This window comes from Streptomyces sp. LX-29 (assembly GCF_029541745.1).
Classification (GTDB): Bacteria; Actinomycetota; Actinomycetes; order Streptomycetales; family Streptomycetaceae; genus Streptomyces.
Map to the genome: position 1 here is coordinate 209,177 of NZ_CP089746.1, position 19,329 is coordinate 228,505.

Here is a 19,329-nt window from a genome sequence, read left to right on the forward strand (position 1 = left end):
CTGCCCCTCCCGGACGCCGCGCACATCGGTCATTCGACCGATGAGGACGCGCCGTCTTCTCGTCGGCCGACCACCGCACCTCAACCGTGCGCGCCGGCGGCCCCGGGGCGGCGACGGGCATGTCAGGCCGCGGTGACCGGGAGTGCGCCGGGCGCGGTGTCGCCCAGGTAGGCGCGGGCCAGGCGCAGGGAGTCCTCGAAGATGCGGTAGTCGGTGACCAGGCCGTCCCGGACTGTGATCTTGAGGACGAACTCGTCGTCCAGGGTCTGTCCGGAACGGTGGTAGCGGTAGGCGAAGCGGCCGGGGATCAGGACCGTGTCGCCGAGCTCGGCCATGCCGTGGATGTCGAAGGCGAGCGGTTCGGCGACGGTGAAGACGAGTTCGAGGAACTCCCGCAGGCTCGCGTGCCCACGCCGTTCGCCGGCCCAGGGCACCAGCGCGGGCTCCCCCGGCACGTACCAGTGGGCGTCCTCGTCGACCAGGGCCAGTATCCGGTCCAGGTCGTGGGTGGCGAACGCCGCGAAGAACGCGCGGACGGTCTCGGTGGAGGTCTCGGCGGTGGAGGTCTCGGTGGCGGCGGTCTCGGTGGAGGTCGCGGTGGCGGTGGCGGTGGCGGTGGCGGTGGCGGTCATGGTGGGCCTCGCTTGCTGGGCAGGAACGACGTGCCCGACCAGGCTGACAGCCCGACAGTGCGGCCATGCCCTGTGTGTGAAACTGGCTATGGCGTCCATGCCTGGGAGGCAAGAGTGGAATTGCGGCTGCTCCGCTACGCGGTCACGGTCGCGGACGAGGGGTCCGTCAGCGCGGCGGCCCGCCGCCTCCACATGACCCAGCCCACCCTCAGTCGCCAGCTGCGCGAGCTCGAGCGGCAGATGGACACCGTGCTGTTCGCCCGCGACGGCCGGACCCTCGTGCCCACCGCGGCCGGGACCGCCCTGGTGGACCGGGCGCGGCGCGTCCTGGCCGAGGCCGGCCGGCTACGGGAGGACGTGGACGCGGCGGCTCAGGGTCGCACCGGACGGCTGACCGTCACCTTCTCCGGGTCCGGCATCAACGGCCCGCTCGGCGCCGCCCTGGGTCGCCTCCACACCGATCTGCCCGACCTGGACCTGCGGCTGGTGGAGAGCTTCGACGACCACGCCATGTCGCAGGGTGTCCTGGACGGGCGCTACGACCTCGCGGTCCAGCGCCTGCCGTTGGCGAGCGGCGAACTGACCGCCACCGCCTGGTGGAGCGAACCGCTCTCCGTCTTCCTGCCCGCCGCGCACCCCCTCGCCCAGGGCCTGGCGCGACAGCCCGCCGACCTGACGGTCCTGGACGAGATCCCCTTGGTGCTCTGGCCCCGCGACGTCTCGCCGCGCTCCTACGACGAGATCATCGCCCTGTGCCACCGCGCGGGCGTCAGCCCGCGCGTCGCCGCCGAAGGTCGAACCGTCCAGACCCTGCTCGCCCTGGTCGCCGCCGGATTCGGCGCCGCCATCCTCACGGACTCACACCGCACTCTGCGCCGCACCGGCGTCACCCCGCGACTCCTCAACCACACGTCCTCCACCCTCTACCTCACCCACCGCACCGACAACGCCAACCCCTCCCTCGGCCGACTCCTCGACGCGCTCACCCTCAAGCCGGGCTGAGGCACGGCCGCGGCGGCTCCGGCCGTCCCTCGGGGCGGCTTTCTACGGCCTGCGCGCGGCCGGGGCGAACAGGCCCTCCGGGTCGTAGCCGGCCCGGATGCGTTCGAGCCGGTCCTCGTGCGAGCCGAAGACCGCGCCCCGCAGCTCGCTCGCGTCCTCGCCGAGTCCGGCGAAGTTGACGTACGTCCCGCCGCTCGAGAACGGCTTCATCGCGTCCCATGCCGAGCGCGCCCACCCGATCGCGGACTCGTCCAGCGCCGGGTCCCGCCAGCCCGCGTCGATGCTCACGTTGAAGCGCGCGGAGCGGTGCGCGAACGCGCTGTCGTCGTGCCCGACGCGGGCCACGGCGCCGCCCAGGGTGCGGATGACGACGAGGCTCTCCGGGGTCGGCCGCCGGGAGTCCCAGTCCAGCAGGGTCCTGATGGCCTCGTCGCTCAGCTCGTCCATGAAGTGCGACTTCATGAAGTAGCGTTCACCGTCGGGGAACCGCCAGGTGTTGGCGCTCTGGAGCGTGACGTAGGGCACGGTTCCGCTCAGGTCCATGAGCGGCGGGCCCAGTTCGCGCTGCGGCGCCAGGGCTGCGGTGGCACCGTCGCCCGATGGGCCCCCGTACACGGCCCCGATCATGACGCAGTTCGCTCTGTGCAGTTCCTGCGGGATCGCGGGGTCGGTGGGGACGCTCCAGAGCAGGAGTTCCGGCGTGACCGTCTCCGGCGCGGTGTACGTCGCGTCCCGCCAGGCCCGCAGGACGGACTCGGCGCGCTCGTACGGGTGGAGAACCAGCACCCCGGCCACCTCCGGGCCGAGCGGGTGGAGGTCGTACTCGAAGGACGTGACGACCCCGATGCCCCGGCCCCCGCCGCGCGCGGCCCAGAACAGCTCGGGCTCCTCCTCCCGGCTCGCCGTGCGCACCACGCCGTCCGCGGTGACGATCTCCAGCGAGCGGACGCTGTCACAGCTCAGGCCGAACGTCCGCATCACGAACCCGAAGCCGCCGCCGAGCGTGAGCCCGGCGATCCCGGTCGCCGAGATCTCCCCACCCGGCGTGGCCAGCCCGTGCACCTGGGTCTCGCGGTCGAGTTCTCCCCACGTCACGCCGGGCTGGGCACGCGCCGTACGAGCCGCGGGATCGACGTGCACACCCTTCATGCGCGACAGGTCGATCACCAGCCCGTCGTCGCACACCGCGCTCCCGGCCACCTGGTGCCCGCCTCCGCGGATGCTCACGACCGGCCGGTGCTCCCGCGCGGCGCGCACCGCCTCGACGACGTCGGCCGTTCCGGCACATCGGGCGATCACCGCGGGCCGGCGGTCGATCAACCCGTTCCACACCGTCCGCGCCTCGTCGTAGCGGGGGTGGCCGCTGTCGATCACCTCGCCGTGCAGCGAGGACCGCAGCCGCCCGGTCAGGGCCTGTTGGTGCGTCCCCGTCCGCTCGTCCGACATGGCCGTCACCTCTCCCCGCGCGGCCTCTCCCCGCGCGTAGGGCGTCGCGCTACCCCTCGTTCCACGCTAGGCCGGGCCGCCCACCCCCGCATCACGGCCGCCGAACGCGACCGGAGGGGGTCCCCCTTCGCGGGGGCCCACCAGGGTGGCCCAGCTCTTCCGCGGCACCAGTCGGTCGAATCCACGAGAGTGGCTCACGTTCCCTCCGGCCTGCCCGAAAGTGAGCGCCGAGCGGGCCGGAGGATGGCCGGGGCTACCGACGCCTACACGCTCCTACATGACGTAGAAGCCCCACCTCTGGTTCAGCTGGTTCAGGCCCAGGCAGTCCCACTGGAACACATTGGTCCCGTTCGCGGTCCCCGCGCCCGCCACGTCCAGGCACTTCCCGCTGTGCGCCGCCACGATGTTGTACGTGTAGCGACCGTTCTGCCATGCCTCATCGGTGAGGTACCACCGTTGGTTCCGCTGGGTGTCCGAGAGGCAGTCCCACTGGAACACATTGGTTCCGTTCGCGGTCCCCGCGCCGGCCACGTCGAGACACTTCCCGCTGTGCGCCGCCACGATGCGATAGGTTCCGCCGGATGCGGGCTCCAGATACCACTGCTGGTTGTACTGGGTGTTGGAGAGGCAGTCCCATTGGAACACGTCGGTTCCGTTCGCGGTCCCGGCGCCCGCCACGTCCAGACACTTCCCGCTGTGCCAGGCCCGTATCTGCAGCCGCTGGGCGGCCGCGCCTCTGTCGGTAGCGAGATCTGACGCTCTGACAGAGCCTCCCGTGCGGGACTCGGGCTCCGCTGTCCTGGTGGCAGCATGAGCGTTGGGGGCGAGCGACAGACCGATGCACAGTGCCGCAGTCAGACCAGCAGCACTCTTCTTGAGCGGGCTCAAGAAAACCTCCCTGGATCGTCGTTCAGCGGCTCGACCGAACCGGTCGGTTCAGTGGCAGGTGACATCTCACCGTGGGCGGCGTCCGCCGTGTTACCGAACGTCCTCATATGGCCGACCCGAGCAGCGGAATGTCCTGTTCCTAGACTGCGCGGCAGAGCGGGAAGGGCGGACTTCGCGGCAGCGCGCCCAGGTCCGCGCGCAGCGCCGCCCTGCTCACCCGCGGTCGCCCCCGGCGCTTCCCGCGGACCTCGTTTCGGGCCAGACCGAAACACGTCGCGCCCGACCCGAGTCGGCACGGACGCTGGCTCCGGTGGAAGGCCGCCGACGCGACCGGCTCCAACGGGCCCGCGCGGCCGGCTTCCAGCCGGATCCACGAACACGACGCGCTGAACCACTACCGCGTCGGTCAGGTGCCGGCGGGGGCGTTCGTTCCGCCGGGAGGGCCTCGGGGACGGACTCCTTCCCGTCCTCCGGGGACCGACAACCCACGACACGAAGAGAGGTGTCCGAGGATGAGGACCATGCGCGGTCTGGCTGACCGCATGCTGGACCGGCTCGTGCCGCGTGAGACGGCCGCAGCCGCGTCCTGCCCCTGCAACGACTGGTTCAGCCGTTGCGTGGGCGGTTCGTGCAGTTCCTACTCGAACTACACGCAGATGGTCTGCGTGTGCAACCTGAACGCGCGCGTGTTCGTGCGCTGCGGCTGTTAGTGAACCGTCGACGGCTGAACGATCGCACGTAGATCGCCGACGAAACCAAGAACCGACCCGCCCCGTACTGATGATCGGCCGTGATCCGGACTCGACGAGGTCCGGATCACGGTCTCTCCGTGGGAGGCCCAGTGGAACTCCTCTCCGCAGCATGCACCGTGGTGCTCGTTCTCGTGTTCGGAGCCGCTGTCGTGGGCAAGGTCCGTACCGCGGCCTCGCTCTCCGCGTTCACGGACGCCGTGGTCGTGCTGGGTCGAGTGCCCACCCGGCGGGCGGGGGCCGCGGCCAAGGGCGTCATCGCCCTGGAGGCGGCGACAGGGCTCCTGCTTCTCGTCCCGCCGCTCCGGGGCGCCGGACTGCTCCTGGCCACCGTCTTGTTGGCCGCCTTCACCGCCGTGGTCGCCCGCGCTCTGCGGTCCCGGGTGCCGGTGTCCTGTCGGTGCTTCGGAGGATCGGCCGGGCCCCTCGGTCCGCCCCAGCTCATCCGCAACGCCGTGTTGCTCCTTGTCGTGGTGGGCGCGGCCCCCGGGGTGCTGGACCCCGGCCGACTCGTCTGGCAGGCGCAGTTCACCGCCTGGCTCGCCGGTGCGGTGGCCGCGCTCGTCCTGGTGACCGGGGAAGAGCTGATCGCCTTGCTGCGACGGCCGACCGTTCACGCCACCCAAGCCACCGACCTCGCCTGAGGAGGCCCTCATGGTGTACCTGGCCTTGGCCCTCGCGGCTGTCGCCGCCCTGTGCGCGCTGGACCTGATGCTGACGCTCGCCGTGTTGCGCAGGCTTCGGGAAAAGGGCACCACCGGTTCGTCCCACACTCCACCCGACACGGAAGGGGGTGGCATCCCGAAGGGCTCCGCCGTGGGGACCTTCGAGACGCGGTGCGTCGAGGGCGCCCGGCTGACCGACGAGGATCTCGTGGACGGCGCGGTGGTGGGGTTCTTCTCTCCGATGTGTCCACCGTGCAGGCGCGCACTTCCCGCCTTCGTCGAGACGGCCACCGCGCTCCAGGGGGTCCGTCAGGTGATCGCCGTCGTCATCTCGGTGACGGGTCGGGCCGACGAGGAGGCCGAGGCCCTGGCGATCGTCGAACAGCTGGCGCCCTTCGCACGGGTCGTGCGGGAAGATGACACGGGCTCCTGCCTCTCCGCGTTCGGTGTGCGCGCGTTCCCGTCCCACTTCGAGGTGTCGGTCGCCGCGGGCGCACGGCCCACCGTCGCGGCCGTGGGTGACGAGGTGCTCGGCGGGCAGCCCGTCCGATCGGCATGACGCCCACCCCCGCCGGCCCGTTCGGAGACCAGCGCTTGAGCCGCTCCATACGGTTGGCGCTCGGGATCGCGTTCCGCGCGGCCCCCTGGGTTCTGGCAGGTCACCTGGCCGTGACCCTGATCTCGGCCGGCCTGCCCGTGGCGGTCACCTGGGTGGTCAAGAGCGTTCTGGACCGCCTCGCCGACGGCGCTGGCGTCCAGGAGATCACGTGGCCCGCGGTTCTCCTCGCCGTCGCCAGCGCGGTCGCGGCCCTCGCACCCCAGGTTCTGGGCTACCTCCAGGCCCGGATGACCCGGGCGACCAGCCTGCTGGCGCAGGAGCGGCTGCACACCGCGGTCGACACGTTCACCGGTCTGAGCCGCTTCGAGAACCCGGAGTTCCTCGACCGACTCAGACTGGCCCAGCAGGCGGGGGGACTCGCCCCGTTCCAGGTGGTCCAGGCCGTGGCGGGCATGACGCGCAGCGGTGTCCTGCTGGTCGGCTTCATCGTTTCCCTCGCCGTGCTCAATCCGTACCTGGCCGCCGTCGTCGGGCTCTCCGGCCTCCCCGTCCTCTGGGCCGAGATCGCCCTCAGCCGCCAACGCGCCCGGACCTACTGGGCCATCAGCCCCACCGAGCGCCGCGAGATCTTCTACGCGACGTTGCTCAGCAGTGTCGAGGCGGCGAAGGAGGTCAGGCTCTACGGCATCGGCGGGTTTCTCCGGGAGCGCATGCTGACCGAGCGCCGTACCGCCGACAGCCACCGAGAACGGTTGGAACGCAGGGAACTCCGCGTCCAGTCCCTCCTCCAGATCGCATCGGCCGTGCTCACCGGAGCGGCCTTGATCTGGGCGGTGCGCGCCGCCGCGCGGCAGGACATGACGGTCGGGGACGTCTCGATGCTGTTGGCCGCGATCCCCGCCGTGCAGGGCGGCATCGGCGGCCTGGCCCGTGAGGTGGGCCAGGCCCACCACTCCCTGGTGATGTTCCACCACTACGTGTCCGTGATCGGGCTCGGCCCCGACCTCCCCGCACCTCGTAACCCACGGGTCGCCCACCCCCTGCGCGACGCCATCGAGGTCGAGGACGTGTGGTTCCGTTACGGGGACGGGCTGCCCTGGGTGCTGCGGGGCGTCAACCTGCGAATCGAGGCGGGGAGGGCCCTCGCGCTCGTGGGTGTCAACGGCTCCGGGAAGTCCACCCTGGTCAAGCTGCTCTGCCGGTTCTACGACCCGACCCGGGGCCGGATCCTGTGGGACGGCACCGACCTGCGGGACATTCCACCCGGCGACCTCCGCGCGCGCATCGCCGCCACCTTTCAGGAACCCATGCGCTATGACCTCAGCGCGAGGGAGAACATCGGGGTCGGCGAGCTGGGCGCGCTTCAGGCGCCCGATCGGCAGGAGGAGGCGGCGAGGTTCGCCGGTGTCCACGAGGACATCACCCGGCTGCCGCGCGGCTACGAGACGCTGCTGAGCCGCAGCTTCTGGGACGACGACGAAGACGGCGTGGTGCTGTCGGGCGGGCAGTGGCAGCGCATGGGGATCGCGCGGCTCTTCCTGCGCGCCGACGCGGACCTGCTGGTCCTGGACGAACCCACATCGAGCCTCGACCCCGACGCCGAGTACGAGATCCACACTCGGCTACGGGCGCATCGCGCCGGGCGGACCAGCGTGCTGATCTCTCACCGGCTGGGCGCGATCAGGGACGCGGACACCATCGCGGTCCTGGAGGACGGCCGGATCACCGAACGCGGCGACCATCGCCGGCTCATGGCCCGACAGGGCACGTACCACCGGCTGTTCACGCGCCAGTCCCGCAACTACCGCGACGAGGTCACCTCGGTGCCGGGCACGACGGACCCATACGGTGACGAGACCGCAGTGGCCGGCGGCGGCCTTGGTGCCTGAGTCCGCACGCGCCCGGAAGGAGCCCTCGTGCCCGCCAGGTTGACCACTGCCGCAGCCGTCGCGGCCCCGATGGTGCTCACCGCGTTCCTGGTACGACGGACCTGCGTACTTCTCGACGTCAGCGGCCCCAGCATGCTGCCCACCTACCGCGACGGCGACCGACTGCTGGCGGTCAGGGCACCCAAACGGTTCATACGCCGAGGAGCGGTCGTGTCGATCCGGCTGCGCACAGGCCCGGTCCCCCACGACGTGGAAGGCACCATCGAGGGCCGCCCCGTGGCCACCTGCATGATCAAACGGGTCGTGGCGCTCCCCGGGGACGACGTGTCCCCTCATCTGCGCTCCACGGATCCGACGCACACCGTATTCGGGCCCATAGCCCGCGTCGTACCTCTTGGGCACGTGTTCGTGCTCGGTGACCACCGTGAGGTCAGCCACGACTCCCGGCACACCGGCCCGCTCCCCCTCGACCAGATCACCGGGGTGGTGCTGTGCAGGATCCGTCCGCCCCGTGGCGAGCCGGCCGACGAGACGGCACAAGACCGGTCGTAGTGGCCGAAGGTCTGGTCTCGCGGCCCCTGCCCCGAGGGCGGCCGGGACACGCGGCGCGGTGGAAATCAGATGCGCGGCCGGGGCGCCGGGCGGCACCATGAAGGGGATGGACGCACGACGTGAGACGCGGATCTCCAAGTACCTGTCCCGACATCTGCGGCACGATCCGGGGCGCATCGGCATCAGCCTCGACCCGCACGGCTGGGTGGACGTCGACGTCCTGATCGCCGCGGCGGCCGCGCACGGCTTCACCTTCAGCCACGCGGAGCTGATCCAGGTGGTCCGTGCCAATGACAAGCAGCGGTTCGCCGTGGTGGACGGCCGGATCCGCGCCAACCAGGGGCACACGGTTCCGGTCGACCTCGGACTGCCGACGGCGGTGCCGCCCGAGTACCTGTTCCATGGCACGGTAGCCCGGTATCTGCCGGCCATCCGGGCGGAGGGGCTACGGCCGATGCACCGGCACGCGGTGCATCTGTCGCCCGATCGGGAGACGGCCCTGCGGGTGGGGGCCCGGCGCGGCACAGCGGTGGTGCTGTCGGTCCACTCCGGGGCGATGCACCGCTCCGGACGGGAGTTCCGGCTCAGCGTCAACGGGGTGTGGCTGGTCGACCACGTACCGGCCTCGTTCCTCCGCTTCCCCGGCTGACGGCGGCCGGCGAAAGCCGCGCACGGCTCGGAGGACCGTCCGACGCCGGAGGCTTTCCCAGGCCCCGCTCTCCCGCTGGCGGAAGGCCGCGGTGCCGGTCAGCAGCCGCAGGCGCGGTCGGCGTCCGGGCCGGCGGTGCAGCAGGCTTCGTTCTGAGCCGCACCGCCGGCGAGGGTGTCGGCGTCGGCCTTGACGACGTAGACCTCCCAGGGCTCGCGACCGGGGCCGTGGACCCAGACCTTGTCCTGGAGCGCGTAACAGCAGGAGGTGTCGGTCTCCTCGAAGGTGGCCAGGCCGGCTTCCTTCAGGCGCGTGGTGGCGGCACTGACCTGGTCGGTGGTTTCGACCTCCACTCCGAGGTGGTCCAGGCGGGTGTCCTGCCCGGCCTCACCCTCGATGAGGACGAGCTTCAGCGGGGGCTCGACGATGGCGAAGTTGGCGTAGCCGGGCCGGCGCTTGGCCGGTTCGGTGCCGAAGAGCTTGGAGTAGAAGGCCACCGACGCCTCAAGGTCGGCGACGTGGAGAGCGAGCTGAACACGGGACATGCCGATCACCTCGGGTGCTGAATCGAAGTATTTCAATGCAAGCTTGCGTCCTGGATCGAAGAACGTCAAGATAGAAGAATGTCGAAACAGGATGCGATGCTCGTCCAGGGCGTCCCCGGCGGCTGCTGCCCCACGCTGGCGACCGCGCCTTTGGCCGAAGACAGGGCCGAGGACCTGGCCGGGGCCTTCAAGGCCCTGGGCGACCCGGTGCGGCTGCGACTGCTGTCGATGATCGCCTCCCGGGACGGCGGGGAGGTGTGCGTGTGCGAGCTGACCCCGGCCTTCGAGCTGTCCCAGCCGACGATCTCCCACCACCTCAAGCTGCTCCGCCACGCCGGCCTCATCGACGGCGAACGGCGCGGGACGTGGGTCTACTACCGCGTGGTGCCCGGAGCACTGGACCGGCTGGCCGACGTTCTGCGCACCCCGCAGAGCACCGGAGCAACGCCGTGAGCGCCCCGCTGGCCCGTCGCACCGCCGCCGAAGCGCTGGGAACCTGCCTGCTCGTCGCCATCGTGGTCGGCTCGGGCATCCAGGCCACCGAGCTGTCCCGCGACGTGGGCGTGCAGCTGCTGGCCAACTCGCTCGCGACGGTCTTCGGCCTCGGTGTGCTGATCGTTCTCCTCGGCCCCGTCTCCGGCGCCCACTTCAACCCCGCGGTCACCCTCGCCGCCTGGATCACCGGCCGCCGCGACGGTCGGGGCCCGGGTCCGCGCGAGGTCGCCGCGTACCTTCCCGCCCAGGTCGGCGGGGCGGTGGCCGGCGCGATGCTGGCGGACGCGATGTTCGCCCGACCTCTCGTCCACCTCTCCACCCATGACCGCTCCGCCGGCCACCTGTGGCTCGGCGAGCTCGTGGCGACCGCTGGCCTGGTCCTGGTCGTCTTCGGCCTGACCCGCACCGGCCGGGCCCACCTGGCGCCCGCCGCGGTGGCCTCCTTCATCGGCTCCGCGTACTGGTTCACCTCCTCCACCAGCTTCGCCAACCCCGCGGTGACCATCGGCCGGGCCTTCACCGACACCTTCGCCGGAATCGCCCCCGCCTCCGTCGCCCCCTTCATCGCGGCCCAGTTGGCCGGCGCCGCCATCGGCCTGGCCCTGACCGCCGTCGTCTTCGCCCGCCCGGCCCCCGCGGGGGCCCACGCCCCCAGCCCCGTCGGCGAAGCCCTGACCACTCCCTCCGCCCGCTGACCCACGCCTGGAGACCTCTGCCGTGAGCACCCCCACCGAGCGTCCGACCGTTCTCTTCGTCTGCGTCCACAACGCCGGACGCTCCCAGATGGGCGCCGCCTTCCTCACCCACCTCGGCGCCGGTCGCGTCGAGGTCCGCTCCGCCGGCTCCGCCCCCGCCCAGACGGTCAACCCGGCCGTCGTGGAGGCCATGCGCGAGGTCGGCGTCGACATCTCCGCCGAGGTCCCGAAGGTCCTCACGGTGGAGGCGGTGCGGTCCTCGGACGTGGTGATCACCATGGGCTGCGGAGACGCCTGCCCGTACTTCCCCGGCAAGCGCTATCTGGACTGGAAGCTCGAGGACCCCGCCGGCCAGGGCGTCGACGCCGTACGCCCCATCCGCGACGAGATCGAGAACCGTGTGCGCGACCTGCTCGCCGACCTGGGAGTCGAGGCCGCGGAGTAACGGCTGACCCCGCCGCGGGCATCACGAGCGCGGCGCATGAAAGTCGGCCCGGCGGGGCCGTTTCACCAAGGAAAGACCGAAGGAAGGTCACTCGGCCCACGGAAGCGGGATCTTGTCCTCACCCCCGGGCATCATCGCCTTGCCGCCGACGACCATGGCGACCAGCGCCTCCGCCGGACCGCCCACGGCCTTCAGCCGTCGCACCGCGCCGGCGGGCAGGATGACGGCCTGACCGGCCCAGGCCTGCTGTGTCCTGCCGTCCACCTCGACCTCGAACGCCCCCGACAGGGGCATCCACACCTGCTCACGGTCGATGACGTGTACCGGCGTGGCCGCGTCCGCGCCGAGTTCGACCCGCCAGGTGCTGAGCTCGGCGCTACCCTGACTGGGGGCCGCCAGGGCGAACATCGCACCTGCGGGGGTCCTGGTCGTCCGCTGCTCGCACTCACTGACCACGTACATGGCGCCTCCTATGTAAAGGATCTTTACTCGCACTGAGTAAAGTGACTTTATATGCGTGTGTCAAGATGAACCGGTGGAGACCCATGACCCCCTCGAGCGCACCGAACTCACCTTTCTCCTCGGGATGGCCTTCCAACTGGTCCTCTCCGAGTTCGTGAGCCGTGTCGACGCCGCGGGCTATGCCGACCTGCGGCCCATGCACGGCCTGGTCTTCCAGGTGCTGCACGGTTCCGGCGCGACCAGCAGCGAGCTGGCCGAGCGGCTCGGGGTCACCAAACAGGCCGCCGGCCAGATCATCGACGACCTGGAGAAGCGGGGCTATGTGGAACGACAGCCCCATCCCGCCGGCGGTCGTCGCAAGCTCGTCGTCCTGACGGACAAGGCCCTGGCGCACCTCGCCGTGGCCGGACGGATCCTGCACGACCTGGAGACGCAGCTGGCACAACGGCTCCAGGAAGCCGGACTCCAGTTGCCACGGGGTGAACTCGCGGCCCTCATCCGGACGTTGGCCGGCGACTCGATCCCACCTCTGCGCCCGTTCTGGTGAAGCGGAAGGGCGACGCGGCGGTGGAACGGAGTCGCCAGGGGCACACCGAACGGCGCCACGGCGGCCGGCCGTGAGCCGTCGTCACCGTCGGCCTGCACCTGTGGCGCCGCAACGCGCTGCTGAGCATCCTCTGCGGCACGGCCGTCCATGTGGCCCTGGCCAGCACGGTCTTCGCCCCCTGAGGCGCGCCCCGCCGTGCTCTTCGTTCTCCCCGCGACGTCAGGCGCCGCGGCGAGTCGTCATGCGCGGCGGCGCTTCGTCCTCGGGGGCGGTCCGTAGGCCAAGGCGAGAGCATTGCGTACCGCAACGCGTCCGACCGCCTGGAAGGCTCCTCGATGGGAATCGACCTCGTGGACACGCATGCCGCGCAACACGACCGCTACCGCCGCGGTGGTTTCCTCGCCCAGCTCCGCCAGCTCTTCGCGGATGCCCGTGACGAGCGCGGTCTGATACTCGGCCAACTCGGTTGCGCTGATGGATCCATGAGTGGTCAGGCGGGCGGCCACCTCGAACACGATTCCCTCCTCCCACGGCTCGAAGTCCACGGTGACCTCGGCGAAATCGGAGGGACAGCTCCTCTGACGTGCGTACACAGCGCGGACACCCCGAACGGGGTGGGGAGGGAACGTTCCGGCCCCTGAGTCCACGCGACCACGGGCGGCGGTCTGTCCGGCCTCTTCATCGCCGGCCTCATTCACCGCCGACCCCGTCCGACCTCGGCCGACCCCGTCCGACCTCGTCGACCTCGTTCATCGCCGGCCTCGTTCATCGTTCGGCCTCATGCCGTCTCCGGGCGAGATCACTTCGAGGACGGACCCCGGGTCTCCGCCGACGTGGCCTGCGCCAGCAGTCCGTCGACGAGGGCGCGGAGTCCCTGGGGGTAGGTGTCCTGCGCGACCACAGCCGCCCATCGGTGCCCGATGGCCGCCAGCCGTGGCACCTGGGACGGGTCGATGTTGCTGGGGACGGTGCCCACGGGGACGAATCGCCCGTCGTCGGGCCGGCGCCTGGAGTGGGCGCGGACGAGGATCTCGCCGACGGTGTAGTACCAGACGCTGCGGAAGACGACGATGGCCTGGTCGGGTGTGCATCCGTGGTCCATCGCTCCGGCCACGATGGTTTCGATCATCCACAGGGCCGACGCGTCGAGGCGGCCCACGAAACCGTCGGTCGTGAGGACCTCCGTGGCCCAGGGCCACGCCCTGAGGGCGTCGTGCATCGCGGTCGCGGCCGCGACGACGCGGTCCCCTGGCTCACTGGGCAGGTGGGGGCGGTCGAGCCGGGAGACATAGTCGTTGAGCAGGAGGACCAGCAGCTCCTCCTTGTCCCGTACGTGGTGGTACAGGGTCGTCGCCCCGATGCCGAGCTCGGCGGCCAGCCGACGGATGGTCAGCTTCTCCCATCCGTCGCGGTCGATGAGCTGGCGGGCCGCCACCAGGATCTGCTCGCGGGAGGTCAGGCGGGGCCGGCCGGTGCGGCGGGGCGAAGAGGCGGAGCGGGACATCGCCCCATCATGCTGCCCCGCCCTCCCCCGCCGCAAAACCGGCCGGGTTCCCACCCCTTGATCGACAGCCGCTGTCCTTCGCTGCTACTTTTGGAACGCGTTCGAAAAGTCCAGGCGCTCCCTCGGCATGTGCGGCGCCGGGACCTGGCCCCCCCTGTCCTGATGGGGCTGGAACGCGTGTTGACGGACGACGGAAGGTCACGGGCGGACGATGAAGACGGACCAGACGAAACCCGCCGATCCCATCGGCCTCGGGGCATTACTGCGCCCCGTCCGGCCGCGGCTGGGCACGGCGATCGGCCTCCAGGTCGTCGCGGCCTTGATCGCCGTGGTGCCGTTCGCCGCGGTGGCCGAACTGGCCGGAGTGCTCCTGGCGGACGGCCCGGTCGACGAGAACCGGGCATGGACGGTCGCCGCGATCGCGGCGGGCGCGCTGGTGGTGTGGCTGACGCTGACCACACTGGCGGGGGCGCTCGCCCATGCCGCGGACCTGGATTTCCAGTTGTCGGTGCGACGACGTCTGGTCGACCGGCTCGGCCGGGTGCCGCTGGGGTGGTTCACCGATCGGGGCGCGGGCGGTGTCGGGAAGGCGGTGCAGCACGACGTGGACACGATGCACCACCTGGTCGCGCATGCGCTGCTGAACCTCACCACGAGTGTGGTCACTCCACTGACGACGCTGGTCTACCTGTTCTGGGTGGACTGGCGAATGGCGCTGATCCTGCTGATCCCGATCGCGGTCGGCCTCGCGCTGTTCCTCCGGATGATGCTGACCATGGAGTCGCAGACGGCGGCCTTCGACGAGGCGCAGCAGCGCATCGTCGGCAGGGTCGTCGAATTCGTCGAGGGCATCGCGGTGGTGAAGATGTTCGGACAGGCCAGGCGCGCGCACCGACAGTACGGGCAGGCCGCCGACGACTTCGCGGAGTTCTTCCTCGCCTGGATCTCGAAGTCCTACCGGGCGAGCGCGGCCTCGGAACTGGCGATGAGCCCGGTCACCGTGCTGCTCACGGTCCTGACCGGCGGCACGGCGCTGGTGTCCGCCGGTCACCTGCCCGCGGTCGACCTGCTGCCGTTCGCGATCCTCGGACTCGGGCTGGCCGGACCCATGCAGGCGCTGCACTACTACAGCCACGATGTGGAGAAGGCGAGCGCCGCGGCCAAGCGGGTGGGTGCGCTGCTCGCGGCGCCGGAACTGGTGGTCCCCGCCGCTCCACGGCAGCCGCGGCTGGACGGCGGCGCCCGGGTGGAGCTGTCGGGTGTGGAGTTCGGCTACGACGCGGACCGGCCGGTGCTGAGCGACATCGACCTGGTGCTCGAGCCGGGCACCGTGACGGCGCTGGTGGGCACGTCGGGTTCGGGCAAGACGACCCTGGCGAAGCTGCTGCCCCGGTTCTTCGACCCGACCGCGGGCACCGTCACGATCGGCGGCGTCGACCTGCGTGACATCGCGCCGGACCGGTTGTACCGGCTGGTGTCGTTTGTGCTCCAGGACGTTCAACTGCTGGACGCCAGCGTGCGCGACAACATCCGCCTGGCCCGTCCCGACGCGGACGAGGAGACGGTGCGCCGCGCGGCTCGGGCGGCGGCCGTCGACGAGCGCGTGGAGGCGCTGCCCCGCGGCTACGACTCCATGGTCGGCCGTGATGTCCGCTTCTCCGGTGGTGAGGCACAACGGTTGTCCATCGCCCGGGCGATTCTCGCGGACACCCCGATCGTGGTGCTCGACGAGGCGACCGCCCATGCCGATCCCGAATCGGAGGCGCTGATCCAGGACGCGCTCTCCGAGTTGGCGGCCGGGCGGACCGTGCTCGTCGTCGCGCACCGGCTGGCCTCGGTGGTCGGCGTCGATCGCATCGTGGTGCTCGAACAGGGCCGGATGGTCGAGCAGGGCACCCACGAGGAGTTGCTCTCCGCCGGGGGACGGTACGCGCGGATGTGGCGGTTGCAGGAGCGGTCCGGGCTCGGGGACGCGGGCAATCACGGCGCCTACGCCGGAGCCGGCACGGCGAAGGGGGAAGCACGATGATCCGTCGACTGTTCACCGCGCTCGGCTCGCAGCACGACCGCGCGCTGCGCCGGTTGCTCGGCTGGTTCACCGCCGCCGCCTTGCTACAGGGAGTGGCCTTCGTCCTGCTCGTCCCGGTCCTGCGCGAACTGCTCGGCGACGAGCCGGAACGAGCCTGGCCGTGGGTGATCGCGCTCGCGGCGCTGTGGGCCGGTTACGCGGCGGTGAGCTATCCGGCGACCCTGGCCGGTTACCGGACCGGTGCGAACATGAGCCGCGACCTGCACCACCGTATCGGCGACAAGGTCGCGCAGCTTCCGCTGTCCTGGTTCACCGCCGATCGCGTCGGCGGACTCGGGCGCCTGGCCGCGCAGCGCGTGGTCGACATCATGGGGGTGCCGGCGCACCTGCTGCGGCAGTTGGTCGACGCCGTCGTCACCCCGCTGGTCGTGGTGCTGGCGATGTTCCTGTTCGACTGGCGGCTGGCCGTCTCGATGTCCGTCGCCGCGGTCGCGGTGGCGCTGGTGTACCGGGTGGCCGGCCGTGGCATGCAGGCTGCCGACCGGGACGCGGACCGTATCCACGCCGAGGCCGCCGGGCGGATCGTGGAGTTCGCCCGCGCCCAGCCGGTTCTGCGGGCCTTCGGCCGTACGGTGGAGGGCCATACCGCACTCGACGACGCGCTGGTCGCGCAGCACGCGGCCGGCCGCCGGATGCTCCGCGCGGGTATGCCCGGTGTCGTCGGGCTCGGTTTCATCGCACAGACGTCGTTCTTCGTACTGCTGGCTCTGGGCACCCGTCTCGCGCTCGACGGCTCGCTGGAGACGGCCGAACTGATCGCCCTGCTGGTGCTGGCGGCCCGGTTCGTCGAACCGGTCATGCTCACCGCCGAACTCGGTGGCGCGCTCCGTGTCGCCGAGAACGCGTTGACCGAGATCAACGAACTGCTCGCCACCGAGACACTCCCCGAACCGCGGGTGGCGCGGCGGGCGGACGGCGCCGACGTCGAACTCGACGACGTCCGCTTCGGCTACGACGGTTCAGCGGTGCTGGACGGACTGTCGATGCGGGTGCCGCAGGGTCGGATGACCGCGCTGGTCGGTCCGTCCGGCGCCGGCAAGACGACCGTGATCAAGCTGATCGCGCGGTTCTTCGACACCGACGCCGGCACGGTCCGGGTCGGCGGTGTGGACGTGTCCGAGATGCGGACCGAGGATCTCACGTCGGCCATCTCGGTGGTCTTCCAGGACGTCTACCTCTTCGACGGAACCATTCTCGAGAACGTGCGTCTCGGCAGGCCCGACGCCACCGACGCGGAGGTGTACGCCGCGGCCCGCACGGCGCGGGTCGACGTCATCGCCGATCGTCTGCCGGGTGGTTGGGACGCTCCGGTCGGGGAGGGCGGCAGCCGCCTCTCCGGCGGTGAGCGGCAACGCGTCTCGATCGCGCGCGCCTTGCTGAAGGACGCTCCGATCGTGCTGTTCGACGAGGCGACCGCCGCGCTGGACGCGGAGAACGAGCACGCCCTACAGGAGGCCATGGCGGCCTTGTCGCGGGACCGCACCGTTCTGGTGATCGCGCACCGGCTGCACACCTTGCGCGAGGCCGACCACATCGTGGTCCTCGACCAGGGGCGGGCCGTGGAAGAGGGCACCCACGACGAGTTGCTCGCTCGCGACGGTCGCTACGCCCGGTACTGGCGGGAGCGCCGCCGCGCCCACGGCTGGCGTCTGACCGGGCCGACGACGGTTCGCTGACCCGACGACAGATCACTCCGGGCGGTCGGATCCGGATCCGGATCCGACGGATTCCCGGACCTTCCTCGCCCCTCGTCGCCGCATGAGGTCCCGCACGGCGTGGACCGCGGCGACGCCCGGGGCGGCGGAAGCCGACCGGTGGCGATCGGCGGCGCCACCGGTCGTGCCGCCGCGCACGTGCGCGGGTCATCACACCTGCCCGCCATCCCTCTTCGCGCCGCCCCGCCCTCCTCCCGTGCCGCGAACAGACGCGAACAGACACGAACAGAAGCTCTTCGACTCTCGCGTTCGACAGAGGCGGGTCTGCGCGGCCCAATTTCAAAACATGTCCAAAAAGTCGGTCGGCGGCACCACCGCCGAGCAGAGACGGAGTACGCGATGACAGACAGTTCGGTGTCACGGCCAGGGTTCACCCTCGCGGCCGTGGCGGTGGTGCAGTTCCTGGTCTCGCTGGACCTCTCGGTCGTGAACGTGGGCCTCCCGCAGATCGCCGCCGGCCTCGGCTTCAGCGCGGTGGGCCTGACCTGGGTGATCCACGCCTACGCCCTCACCTTCGGGGGGCTGCTCCTCCTCGGCGGCAAGGCCGCCGACCGGTACGGCCGCAAACGCGTGCTGCTGCTCGGGCTCGGTCTGTTCGGCCTCGCCTCCCTCCTCGGCGGTTTCGCCCAGGAGCCCGGACACCTGGTGGCCGCCCGCGCCGCGCAGGGCGTCGGGGCCGCCGCGCTGGCGCCGGCCGCACTGGCCCTGCTGGCCGCGACGTTCCCCGCCGGAAAGGCCCGTGTCCGGGCCTTCGGCGTGTGGAGCGCGATGAACGCCGCCGGCGGCGCATTCGGCGTTCTGATCGGCGGACTGCTCACCGAGTACGCCAGCTGGCGCTGGGTGATGTTCGTGAACGTACCGATGGCCGCCGTCGCGCTGGCCCTGGTCTGGCGGGGTGTGGTCGCCGGGCCGCCGCCGGCCCGCCGCGGCCGACCCGACGTGGCGGGTGCCGTCCTGGCCACCGCCGGCATGACCCTGCTGGTCTTCGGCATCGTCCGCACCGACCAGCACGCGTGGACCTCGACGGTCACCGTGACGACCCTGGCGGCCGCCGTCGCGCTGCTGACCGCCTTCGTCCACGTCGAGCGGACCACCGGCCGCGAACCGCTGGTCCGACTCGGCCTGCTCGCCAACCGCTCGGTCGCCGGCGCCAACGCCTACAACCTGCTGGTCGGTGCCGCCATGGCCTCGGCCTTCTACTTCATGTCCCTCTACCTGCAACATGTGCTCGGGAACGGGCCGGCGCTGACCGGGGTCCAGTTCCTGCCCTTCGCCCTCGGTGTTGTCGCCGGCTCGGTGCTGGCCGTCAAACTCGGCTACCGCCTCGCTCCCCGAACCCTGCTGGTCGGTGGCGGACTGCTGACCGCGACGGGCTTCGCCTGGTTCAGCACGATCAGCCCCGACGGCGCCTTCGCCACCCACGTCCTGGGGCCCTCGATCGTCGCCAGCGTCGGCTTCGGTCTCTGTCTCGGACCGGTCGTCGCCACCGCCACCGCCGGCGTCGCACCCCAGGAGACCGGTACCGCCTCGGCCCTGCTCAACAGCTCCCGCCAGATCGGCGCCTCCCTCGGGCTCGCCGCCCTGGGCACCGCCGCCCACCACCGCACCGGCGAGCCGGCCACGCCCGAGACCCTGAACGACGGCTACGCACTCGGCTTTGCCCTCAGCGCCGCACTGCTGGTCTCCGCCGCCCTCGTCGCCCTCACCGTGCCGCGCCGCACCAGCCCGCCGTCCCAGGCCGAGCAGACCGAGCAGGCCGATGACGCAGACTCGCTCCCGGCGCGGAACTGACCGGCGGAGG

General features: G+C 71.3%; 21 protein-coding genes and 1 pseudogene. 15 read left to right on the top strand and 7 right to left on the bottom strand.

Annotation, left to right across the window (positions count from 1 at the left end; translation table 11 throughout):
- Positions 1-122: 122 nt before the first annotated feature.
- Positions 123-632, bottom strand: coding sequence for a nuclear transport factor 2 family protein (locus LRS74_RS01060; protein WP_277739141.1), 510 nt, complete (start codon positions 630-632; stop codon positions 123-125).
- 114 nt (positions 633-746) lie between these two features.
- Between LRS74_RS01060 and LRS74_RS01065 the strand changes: the two genes are divergently transcribed.
- Positions 747-1,634 carry a LysR family transcriptional regulator gene (locus LRS74_RS01065; RefSeq protein WP_277739142.1) on the top strand — a complete coding sequence of 296 codons (888 nt, stop codon included), beginning with the start codon at positions 747-749 and terminating at the stop codon, positions 1,632-1,634.
- Between the two features lie 42 nt (positions 1,635-1,676).
- Here LRS74_RS01065 and LRS74_RS01070 read toward each other — a convergent pair whose 3' ends face one another.
- Positions 1,677-3,080, bottom strand: a complete 1,404-nt coding sequence (locus LRS74_RS01070) for an FAD-binding oxidoreductase (RefSeq protein ID WP_277739143.1) — start codon at positions 3,078-3,080, stop codon at positions 1,677-1,679.
- Between the two features lie 273 nt (positions 3,081-3,353).
- On the bottom strand, positions 3,354-3,968 hold the full coding sequence (locus tag LRS74_RS01075) for an RICIN domain-containing protein (RefSeq protein WP_277739144.1): 615 nt from the start codon (positions 3,966-3,968) through the stop codon (positions 3,354-3,356).
- 521 nt (positions 3,969-4,489) lie between these two features.
- Between LRS74_RS01075 and LRS74_RS01080 the strand changes: the two genes are divergently transcribed.
- The 6 genes from LRS74_RS01080 to LRS74_RS01105 all read left to right on the top strand — a co-directional run bounded on the left by LRS74_RS01080 (position 4,490) and on the right by LRS74_RS01105 (position 9,031).
- Positions 4,490-4,678: a hypothetical protein gene (locus LRS74_RS01080; RefSeq protein ID WP_277739145.1), complete on the top strand. Its 189-nt coding sequence runs from the start codon at positions 4,490-4,492 to the stop codon at positions 4,676-4,678.
- Positions 4,679-4,797: 119 nt separating this feature from the next.
- Positions 4,798-5,361, top strand: a complete 564-nt coding sequence (locus LRS74_RS01085; protein WP_277739146.1) for a MauE/DoxX family redox-associated membrane protein — start codon at positions 4,798-4,800, stop codon at positions 5,359-5,361.
- Between the two features lie 10 nt (positions 5,362-5,371).
- Complete coding sequence (locus LRS74_RS01090) at positions 5,372-5,941, top strand: hypothetical protein (RefSeq protein ID WP_277739147.1); 570 nt, start codon at positions 5,372-5,374, stop codon at positions 5,939-5,941.
- 35 nt (positions 5,942-5,976) lie between these two features.
- Positions 5,977-7,830, top strand: a complete 1,854-nt coding sequence (locus LRS74_RS01095) for an ABC transporter ATP-binding protein (protein ID WP_277739148.1) — start codon at positions 5,977-5,979, stop codon at positions 7,828-7,830.
- A 27-nt stretch (positions 7,831-7,857) separates the two neighbouring features.
- Positions 7,858-8,382: a S26 family signal peptidase gene (locus tag LRS74_RS01100; protein ID WP_277739149.1), complete on the top strand. Its 525-nt coding sequence runs from the start codon at positions 7,858-7,860 to the stop codon at positions 8,380-8,382.
- 106 nt (positions 8,383-8,488) lie between these two features.
- On the top strand, positions 8,489-9,031 hold the full coding sequence (locus tag LRS74_RS01105) for an RNA 2'-phosphotransferase (RefSeq protein ID WP_277739150.1): 543 nt from the start codon (positions 8,489-8,491) through the stop codon (positions 9,029-9,031).
- Positions 9,032-9,129: 98 nt separating this feature from the next.
- Here LRS74_RS01105 and LRS74_RS01110 read toward each other — a convergent pair whose 3' ends face one another.
- Positions 9,130-9,576 carry an ArsI/CadI family heavy metal resistance metalloenzyme gene (locus LRS74_RS01110; protein WP_277739151.1) on the bottom strand — a complete coding sequence of 149 codons (447 nt, stop codon included), beginning with the start codon at positions 9,574-9,576 and terminating at the stop codon, positions 9,130-9,132.
- A gap of 78 nt (positions 9,577-9,654) precedes the next feature.
- On the opposite strand from LRS74_RS01110, the gene LRS74_RS01115 reads away from it, so the two are divergent.
- Genes LRS74_RS01115 through LRS74_RS01125 form a run of 3 tightly spaced genes read left to right on the top strand, consistent with a single transcriptional unit; the run spans position 9,655 to position 11,211 of the window.
- Complete coding sequence (locus LRS74_RS01115) at positions 9,655-10,029, top strand: metalloregulator ArsR/SmtB family transcription factor (protein WP_277739152.1); 375 nt, start codon at positions 9,655-9,657, stop codon at positions 10,027-10,029.
- Positions 10,026-10,766 carry an MIP/aquaporin family protein gene (locus LRS74_RS01120; RefSeq protein ID WP_277739153.1) on the top strand — a complete coding sequence of 247 codons (741 nt, stop codon included), beginning with the start codon at positions 10,026-10,028 and terminating at the stop codon, positions 10,764-10,766. The genes LRS74_RS01115 and LRS74_RS01120 overlap by 4 nt, the downstream gene beginning before the upstream one ends.
- Positions 10,767-10,788: 22 nt before the next feature.
- Positions 10,789-11,211, top strand: a complete 423-nt coding sequence (locus tag LRS74_RS01125; RefSeq protein ID WP_277739154.1) for an arsenate reductase ArsC — start codon at positions 10,789-10,791, stop codon at positions 11,209-11,211.
- Between the two features lie 87 nt (positions 11,212-11,298).
- Here the strand turns inward: LRS74_RS01125 and LRS74_RS01130 are convergent, their stop codons facing one another.
- A complete protein-coding gene (locus LRS74_RS01130) occupies positions 11,299-11,673 on the bottom strand; it encodes a cupin domain-containing protein (protein ID WP_277739155.1) in 375 nt (124 codons plus the stop codon).
- A 73-nt stretch (positions 11,674-11,746) separates the two neighbouring features.
- Between LRS74_RS01130 and LRS74_RS01135 the strand changes: the two genes are divergently transcribed.
- Together LRS74_RS01135 and LRS74_RS01140 are read left to right on the top strand one after the other, a co-directional pair.
- Complete coding sequence (locus LRS74_RS01135) at positions 11,747-12,220, top strand: MarR family transcriptional regulator (protein WP_277739156.1); 474 nt, start codon at positions 11,747-11,749, stop codon at positions 12,218-12,220.
- An 80-nt stretch (positions 12,221-12,300) separates the two neighbouring features.
- A pseudogene (locus tag LRS74_RS01140) lies at positions 12,301-12,402 on the top strand (branched-chain amino acid ABC transporter); the annotation flags it as partial.
- A gap of 57 nt (positions 12,403-12,459) precedes the next feature.
- Here the strand turns inward: LRS74_RS01140 and LRS74_RS01145 are convergent.
- Together LRS74_RS01145 and LRS74_RS01150 are read right to left on the bottom strand one after the other, a co-directional pair.
- Positions 12,460-12,918 carry a hypothetical protein gene (locus tag LRS74_RS01145; protein WP_277739157.1) on the bottom strand — a complete coding sequence of 153 codons (459 nt, stop codon included), beginning with the start codon at positions 12,916-12,918 and terminating at the stop codon, positions 12,460-12,462.
- Positions 12,919-13,019: 101 nt separating this feature from the next.
- The gene (locus tag LRS74_RS01150; protein WP_277739158.1) at positions 13,020-13,724 is read right to left on the bottom strand and encodes a TetR/AcrR family transcriptional regulator; all 705 of its coding nucleotides are present in this window, start codon (positions 13,722-13,724) and stop codon (positions 13,020-13,022) included.
- 211 nt (positions 13,725-13,935) lie between these two features.
- Between LRS74_RS01150 and LRS74_RS01155 the strand changes: the two genes are divergently transcribed.
- The 3 genes from LRS74_RS01155 (at position 13,936) to LRS74_RS01165 (ending at position 19,319) form a co-directional block, all read left to right on the top strand.
- Entirely contained in the window at positions 13,936-15,753 is a 1,818-nt protein-coding gene (locus tag LRS74_RS01155; protein WP_277739159.1) for an ABC transporter ATP-binding protein, read from the top strand.
- Entirely contained in the window at positions 15,750-17,489 is a 1,740-nt protein-coding gene (locus LRS74_RS01160) for an ABC transporter ATP-binding protein (protein WP_277739160.1), read from the top strand. Before LRS74_RS01155 ends, LRS74_RS01160 begins: the two co-directional genes overlap by 4 nt.
- 378 nt (positions 17,490-17,867) lie before the next feature.
- A complete protein-coding gene (locus LRS74_RS01165) occupies positions 17,868-19,319 on the top strand; it encodes an MFS transporter (RefSeq protein WP_277739161.1) in 1,452 nt (483 codons plus the stop codon).
- Positions 19,320-19,329: the final 10 nt, after the last annotated feature.